Annotated in this window: 5 protein-coding genes; 3 read left to right on the top strand and 2 right to left on the bottom strand. The window is 40.7% G+C overall.

Features of this window, described 5'->3' with window-relative positions:
- Nucleotides 1–2,189: amino acid adenylation domain-containing protein (locus Xets_RS16505; protein ID WP_187652142.1), on the top strand; the 2,189-nt coding region annotated here is incomplete at its 5' end.
- 268 nt (nt 2,190–2,457) lie between these two features.
- The gene (ttcA, locus tag Xets_RS16500; protein ID WP_099132885.1) at nt 2,458–3,351 is read left to right on the top strand and encodes a tRNA 2-thiocytidine(32) synthetase TtcA; all 894 of its coding nucleotides are present in this window, start codon (nt 2,458–2,460) and stop codon (nt 3,349–3,351) included.
- 221 nt (nt 3,352–3,572) lie between these two features.
- Here ttcA and zntB read toward each other — a convergent pair whose 3' ends face one another.
- Nucleotides 3,573–4,556: a zinc transporter ZntB gene (zntB, locus tag Xets_RS16495; protein WP_099132884.1), complete on the bottom strand. Its 984-nt coding sequence runs from the start codon at nt 4,554–4,556 to the stop codon at nt 3,573–3,575.
- Nucleotides 4,557–4,787: 231 nt separating this feature from the next.
- Here zntB and tpx point away from each other — a divergent pair, with 231 nt between their 5' ends.
- The gene (gene tpx / locus Xets_RS16490) at nt 4,788–5,291 is read left to right on the top strand and encodes a thiol peroxidase (RefSeq protein ID WP_099132883.1); all 504 of its coding nucleotides are present in this window, start codon (nt 4,788–4,790) and stop codon (nt 5,289–5,291) included.
- A 162-nt stretch (nt 5,292–5,453) separates the two neighbouring features.
- Here tpx and tyrR read toward each other — a convergent pair whose 3' ends face one another.
- Nucleotides 5,454–7,034, bottom strand: a complete 1,581-nt coding sequence (gene tyrR, locus Xets_RS16485; RefSeq protein ID WP_187652141.1) for a transcriptional regulator TyrR — start codon at nt 7,032–7,034, stop codon at nt 5,454–5,456.
- Between the last annotated feature and the right edge of the window lie 108 nt (nt 7,035–7,142).

Raw genomic sequence — 7,142 nt, 5'->3', positions numbered from 1 at the left:
CGACCCTCACGGAATATACCCAGGCACTGACGGAACCGCCGATATTGATAACCGCAGATGACCGGACAACAACCGCAGGCTACACCGTAGAAAATCTGGCGCCGGTCAGTAACCCTGCCGATTTGGCCTATATTATCTACACCTCCGGCACCACCGGACAACCCAAAGGCGTCATGATTGAGCATAAAAATGTGGCCCATCTGGTTGCAGCACAGGCAGAACTGTTTGATATCACAAAGCGAAAAAAAGCCTTAATGTTTGCGGCATATGTTTTCGATGGTTCGGTTTTCGAACTATTTTCCAGTTTACTTCATGGCTTGACGGTTTACCTGTGCAGTGAAACCGAGCGTAATGCTCCCGCGGTTGCACACCTGATTCAGCGTGAAGGCATTGAAATCGCTGCGTTACCGCCAGCCATGCTGAAGCTATTAATTGGTACGGCATTACCCTCTTTGCAGTTATTGGTGACGGCAGGTGAATCACCGTCCTCAGACTTTCTTGATTATTTCAGCCATCACAGCAATGTATTCAACTCCTATGGCCCAACCGAAGTCACCGTTTGTGCCAGCGGCAAGCACTACCAACATGGGGAGATTGCCAGCAATATTGGTAAGGCCATCAATAACGCTCGTCTGTACGTTCTTGATAGTGACGCTAACTTATCCCCTATCGGTACGCCGGGTGAGTTGTATATCGGTGGCGCCGGATTGGCACGGGGGTATTTAAACCGGCCTGAACTCACTGCCGAGCGTTTTGTGCCGAATCCCTTTGCCACCGCAGAAGACCAAGCCAAAGGTTATACCCGCCTGTACAAAACCGGCGACTTAGTCCGCTGGCTGCCGAATGGGGAGCTGGAATATCTGGGACGCAATGACTTTCAGGTTAAAATCCGTGGCTACCGTATTGAGCTGGGAGAAATCGAAAACGTCCTGACTTCACACCCCCAAGTCAAACAGGCGGTGGTGATTGACCACGAGCATGAAGGCAATAAGGTGCTGGTCGCGTATCTGGTCACCGATGGTGTGTTGTCCGATGACGCCCTGATAAGATATTTATCGTCCCGCTTGCCGGAATATATGTTACCCGCCAACTTTATCCGCATTGAATCCGTACCGTTAACCCTTAACGGCAAGCGGGATCGCCACGCTCTGCCGACGCCGATATGGGATAATCGGGACAATTATATTGCGCCCCGCAATGTGTTAGAAACCCAGTTATGTGCCATTTGGCAGGAAGTATTAGGTTTGAAACGGGTAGGTATTGAAGATAACTTCTTCCGCATTGGTGGTAATTCCCTAATGGCGATTAAATTAACTACAGCAATGCGTAATGAAATAAACGTTGATATTCCTTTAAATATTTTATTTAGCTACAAATGTATTTCCTTGTTATCCCAATGGTTGGAGTCAGGCAGCATTAAATCCAATTTACTTAATTTTTTAACACCAAAATCAACCGCAACCAGTAAACTGTTTATGATCCATGCAGTCAATTGCGGTAGTGAAGTATATGAACCTCTGGCAAATACCTTATCTGATATGTATAACTGCATCGGTATTGATAATTACAATCTTTCTACAGAGAATAAAATTGATTCATTACAACAGATAGCACAGATCTACATGAAATTAATCTTAACCGAAACCTCCATTGACAAACCTATTCGTATTTTAGGCTGGTCATTAGGAGGACAGATAGCTATGGAGATTGCATTTCAATTGGAACAACTTGGTGCAAAAGAGATTCAATTATATTTATTAGATACCGTAATCAATAATAATCAGATAAAAGAACTTAGGGATAAACTAGATATATCAAATGCATATGGTAAAGTCATAAAAAAATTACAGGAAATGGGAGCAAATGAAAATTATATCAATAAGGTATTAGAAGCAATACCGTTTGAGTCTGGAATAGCAAACTGTAATTTAAGCGGTAATTTATCATATACAAACATCATTTTATTTAAAGCTGGTCAAGCAAATCCACATCATAAAGATGAAATAGGACTTACGATGAGTCAATTGATAACCAAAATACCAGATAACAACATCTCACAATGGGCAACCAATCCATTAGTAATTAAGTTGATTGATAATTGTTATCATGAAAATATTATTGAACATGTTTCCATTATTAGTACAGAAATAATTAACACATTGTCAATTAAAGACAATATATCAATATAGGTTAACTTAATTACAATTAACTTAGTGAGGCCAGTAGTGCTGGCCTCATATTTTCGACTGTAAGTACTTTTCCAGTCGCTATTAACGCTTCCTTCATTGCTAACAACTACGGTAACGTGTCCTTTCACAACAACACTCAGTATATGGTTGAAATTTGTTGGTCACAGATATGTTTCAAACAAAAAGAAAAATCCGTATAATCCAGCCCCTGCAAAGGATCCGTATAGAAAATCTACAACCGGTATAATCGGCAATGTGAGAAGTCGCAATGAATCAAAAAGATACGAGAAAAGAGACACTTGAATTCAACAAACTCCAGAAACGCCTGAGGAGAAACGTTGGTAATGCCATCATTGATTACAATATGATTGAAGACAATGATGTTGTAATGGCATGTATCAGTGGTGGCAAAGATTCATTCGCGATGTTAGATATCCTGTTGAATCTGCAAAAAGCGGCACCAATAAAATTCAAAGTAGTTGCAGTGAACCTTGATCAGAAACAGCCTGGTTTTCCTGAGCATATTTTACCCCAATATTTTGAAAGCCTGGATATTCCCTACTACATTGTCGATAAAGATACCTACTCAGTGGTTAAAGAAAAAATCCCTGAAGGCAAAACTACCTGTGGATTGTGTTCAAGACTACGTCGCGGCACTCTCTATTCTTTTGCAGAAAAAATCGGGGCAACAAAGATTGCACTTGGGCATCATCTTGATGACATCGTTGAAACGCTGTTTCTGAATATGTTCCATGGTGCCCGTATGAAAGCGATGCCACCCAAATTACGCTCTGACGATGGCCGTAATGTCGTCATAAGGCCGCTGGCATATTGCAGGGAGACAGACCTGATTCAGTATGCGGAAAGCAAAAAATTCCCAATCATTCCTTGCAATTTATGCGGTTCCCAGGAAAACCTACAGCGGCAAGCAATCAAAGCAATGCTGGTAGATTGGGATAAGAAAACACCAGGCAGAGTGGAAAATATTTTCAAGTCTATTCAAAATGTTAGCCCAAGCCAACTGGCAGACAAAACTATTTTCGACTTTGTCAACTTGCCATTACATCGTGAGGGGGAAAGGGAAGAGTATGCTTTTAACGAAGCAGTGGTATCGTCAACGAATATTGATGAATCAATGTTTATTGATGTGACAAACATTTAAAAATAAGCCGTTTTTGTCCAGGCTGCTCACACTCTGTCAAAAAATAGCCGATACTAAAACAAGTATCGGCATAATTAATGAGCAATCATTCTGTGCAAAACTAACTCAATATGAGAAAAACTACAATTATGGAGCACAACGTTCAACGTTCAACGTTGTATTCACCTGCGGAACCTATAATGCCTTAATTATAGGTATCAGTTATTGATTTATCTCAAACCCTATAGCCATTTGCTTCGCCTTAACCACCACGCAAAAGCCACCATCAATAATGACAATAAAAGAGTGAACAAACCGAATCCAAAGCGATACTCATTGCCTGGTATTCCCCCCAAGTTGACACCAAATAATCCCGTCAAAAAGGTAGTAGGCAAGAATACCATCGCCAATAGAGACATCATGTAAGTACGGCGGTTCATGGCATCCGCCATCATGGAAGTGATTTCATCGGCAAGAACTGCAGTTCGGGCAATACAACCATCAAGATCATCGATTCCCCTTCCCAATCGGTCAGCAATTTCCTGCATTAAACGGCGCTCTTCATCGTTCATCCAGGGTAATTTCTCACTGGCCAAACGGATAAAAATATCCCGCTGTGGTGCCATATATCGGCGCAGAACGATTAACTGTTTACGCAGTAATACTAATTCTCCACGACCAGGAACTTTCTGCTCCAAAATATCATCTTCAAACTCAATCAGGTTGTCATGTAGCTCTTCAATAAAGTCATTAGCTTCATCAGTAATGGCGCCCGCTATTTCTACCAACCAATTCCCCGTACTTTTCGCACCAACACCGTTATGCAGATCATCCAAAATTTGATCGATGGAATGAATTTTTCGATGTCGGCTGGAGATAATCATTTTGTCATTAATATAGATGCGAAACGAAACCAGATGATCGGGGCGCGCATTATTATTGCGGTTCACCGATCTCAAGGTAATCAAAGTGCCTTCACCTGTACGCAGTACCTTTGGCCGAATATTATCATTCACTAACCCCTCCTTTACCGGAAACGGCAGCAAGGTTGTATTCATGATCCATTGATGACTATCTGGATTTTTATAATCAAGATGTTGCCAAACTGGCTGCGCTGATGTTACGAGTGAATCTTCCCCAAATGCCGTAATACCGCCCTTGCCATTTAATTGACAGGCATAAATTGCATTTGAACCTTTAAATACCGAGCCATAGATCGTTTCCACATCTGCTCCTTGTTTGTACTTAAGTTTCGTGCTGATTTCTTCATGCTTAATTGTATATTTTGATGATATTTTTGCCTTATTTGTCTAATAATTACCCTAAAAATAAATTATAAGACATTGTTAATTAAAGGAAGGGAGAGTATTTCATGAATATTGCATCTATTTTTGTGGGCAAGATCCCACTATTCCTTTACACTGACGGCGTAGTTTACTTTATAGAGGGATTAAACCATGACACAAACAGTCAAGTTTCAAGGTGGTGATATCACCGTTAACGGAGATTTTCCACAAGCAGGTCAGACAGCAAAAGAATTCACGCTAGTCGCTAAAGATCTTGCTGATGTAACATTGAGCCACTACGCAGGTAAACGTAAAGTGCTTAATATTTTCCCAAGCATTGACACCGGTGTTTGTGCCACATCTGTCCGTAAATTCAACCAACTTGCCAGCGAATTAGATAATACTGTCGTACTGTGCATTTCAGCAGACTTGCCTTTTGCTCAGTCTCGTTTCTGTGGTTCTGAAGGTCTGTCTAATGTTGTCACGCTTTCTACACTGCGTGGCGGGAAATTTCAGGAAGATTACGGCGTTGCAATAAGCGAAGGTCCATTAGGTGGACTGACTGCTCGCGCTGTTATTATTTTGGATGAAAATAACCAAGTTATTTATAGCCAATTGGTCGATGAAATCACCAATGAACCTGATTATGACAGCGCATTAGCCGCATTGAAATAATTATTTTATAATTGCTTTTGTTTTTTAACACAGCAACGCATTTTTTAAGACTTAGTCTTTAAAGCTTATTTCCTGGCGACGATAAAATCACAATTAATTATTTTATCGTCGCCATCTTATTTTATATATAATATATTGTTAAACGCAGTAATATTTCAGTTATTATTCATCGTCTTCATGTTCAACTAAGTGTTTCTTACCACTCAGTCCATACTCGCGTAATTTATTAGCTATTGCCGTGTGAGAAACGCCAAGCCGTTTTGCCAGCTTACGCGTACTGGGATAATGACGATAAAGACGTGTCAACACAGAGCGTTCAAAACGCTTGCTGATTTCATCCAAAGAACCCACCAGAATATCTTCATTAAATGTTACTTCAGCCTCTGGTTCAGGTAGCCGGATATCCTGCGGGCTTAGCTTATTATTCTCAAGTTGAGTCAATGCCTGATATATCGCATTGCGAAGCTGTCTGACATTGCCTGGCCAATGATAACCACACAAAAATTGCTCTAAGTCAGCAGAGAACTTAGGTTTATGCAAGCCCTGTTCTTGCGCAAAACGTGTTACAAAATAGTCCGTCAATGGCATGATATCCGCCTGACGTTCCCGCAAAGGAGGTAATGTGATGGTTAAGACATTTAACCGATAATAGAGATCTTCACGGAACTCTCCTTTTTGTACCAACTCAATTAAGTTTTTCTGAGTGGCGCAAATGATTCGGACATTCACCTTAACTTCATTTTCTTCACCGACACGACGGAAAGTTCCATCATTCAAGAAACGAAGTAATTTTATCTGCATCTGCGGCGACATTTCACCAATTTCATCTAATAAAACCGTCCCACCGTTAGCTTGTTCAAAAAAACCTTTTTTACCTTCCAATGCATTGGGATAGGCTCCCGCCGCATAACCAAACAGCTCGCTTTCTACAACATCATCCGGCATGGAAGCACAATTTAATCCAAGAAAAGGCTGTTTTCCCCTTGCACTGCGCAAATGACAAGCTTTAGCAAATTCATCTTTTCCTGTTCCTGTCTCACCGACAAGCAACAAGGATGCATCAAGAATTGCCATTTTACGGGCCTGCTCAACGACATGAATCATTTTAGGGCTGACAGCAATAATCTGTTCAAAAGCGTCATCATCATTTACGGTTAATTTTTTGCGTGGTGATTCAGGATGGTGTTCACCAGAACGCAACATAATTACAGCTCCTACACACCTAACAACCTGATTTTCATCCGTTAATTGCATAGGAATAATATTCATTCCATAATCTTGCCCTTTAATGGATAGTTGTGCTGAATGTAGTTGATGATGCTCACTTTCAAGCCAGCTAAGGAAATTGTAATTGCTAATCAAATGACCAATGTTTTTTTGGCTAATTTTTTCTTTACTGACACCAAACAATGCCAAAGCTGCGGAGTTAGCCAGTTCAACACTGCCTTTCATATCAATAGAAAAGATAGGTTCAGGAACTGATTCCAACAGCATCCACATCGCCCTATGCTCTTTCTCTGACGGCATAAAGGCAACTGTTCTGACATCAATGACGCCATTGATACGGCGAATTTCTGCCATCAACTCACGGAAAATATTGAAATCAATTTGAGTGAAATTAAGGTAAATACGACGTGTAGGAGAAATTTCAATTCCTTTCAGGTCAATATTTCGTAAAACCAGTAAATCAAGTAATTCGCGGGTTAACCCAATTCGATCCTGACAAGTAACTTCCAATCGCATTTTTTTGACCTTATTTACACGATGTTCTTAACTGTCTGAAATGTTACCCGTTACTATCCAATAGATGAAGCCCTTGTCAGCAAAAGTTTACAAGAAAGTAAGATGTCA

Origin of the sequence: Xenorhabdus sp. TS4 (assembly GCF_014467265.1) — a bacterium.
Lineage (GTDB): Bacteria > Pseudomonadota > Gammaproteobacteria > Enterobacterales > Enterobacteriaceae > Xenorhabdus > Xenorhabdus ehlersii.
This window is presented reverse-complemented; position numbering and strand designations above follow the sequence as displayed.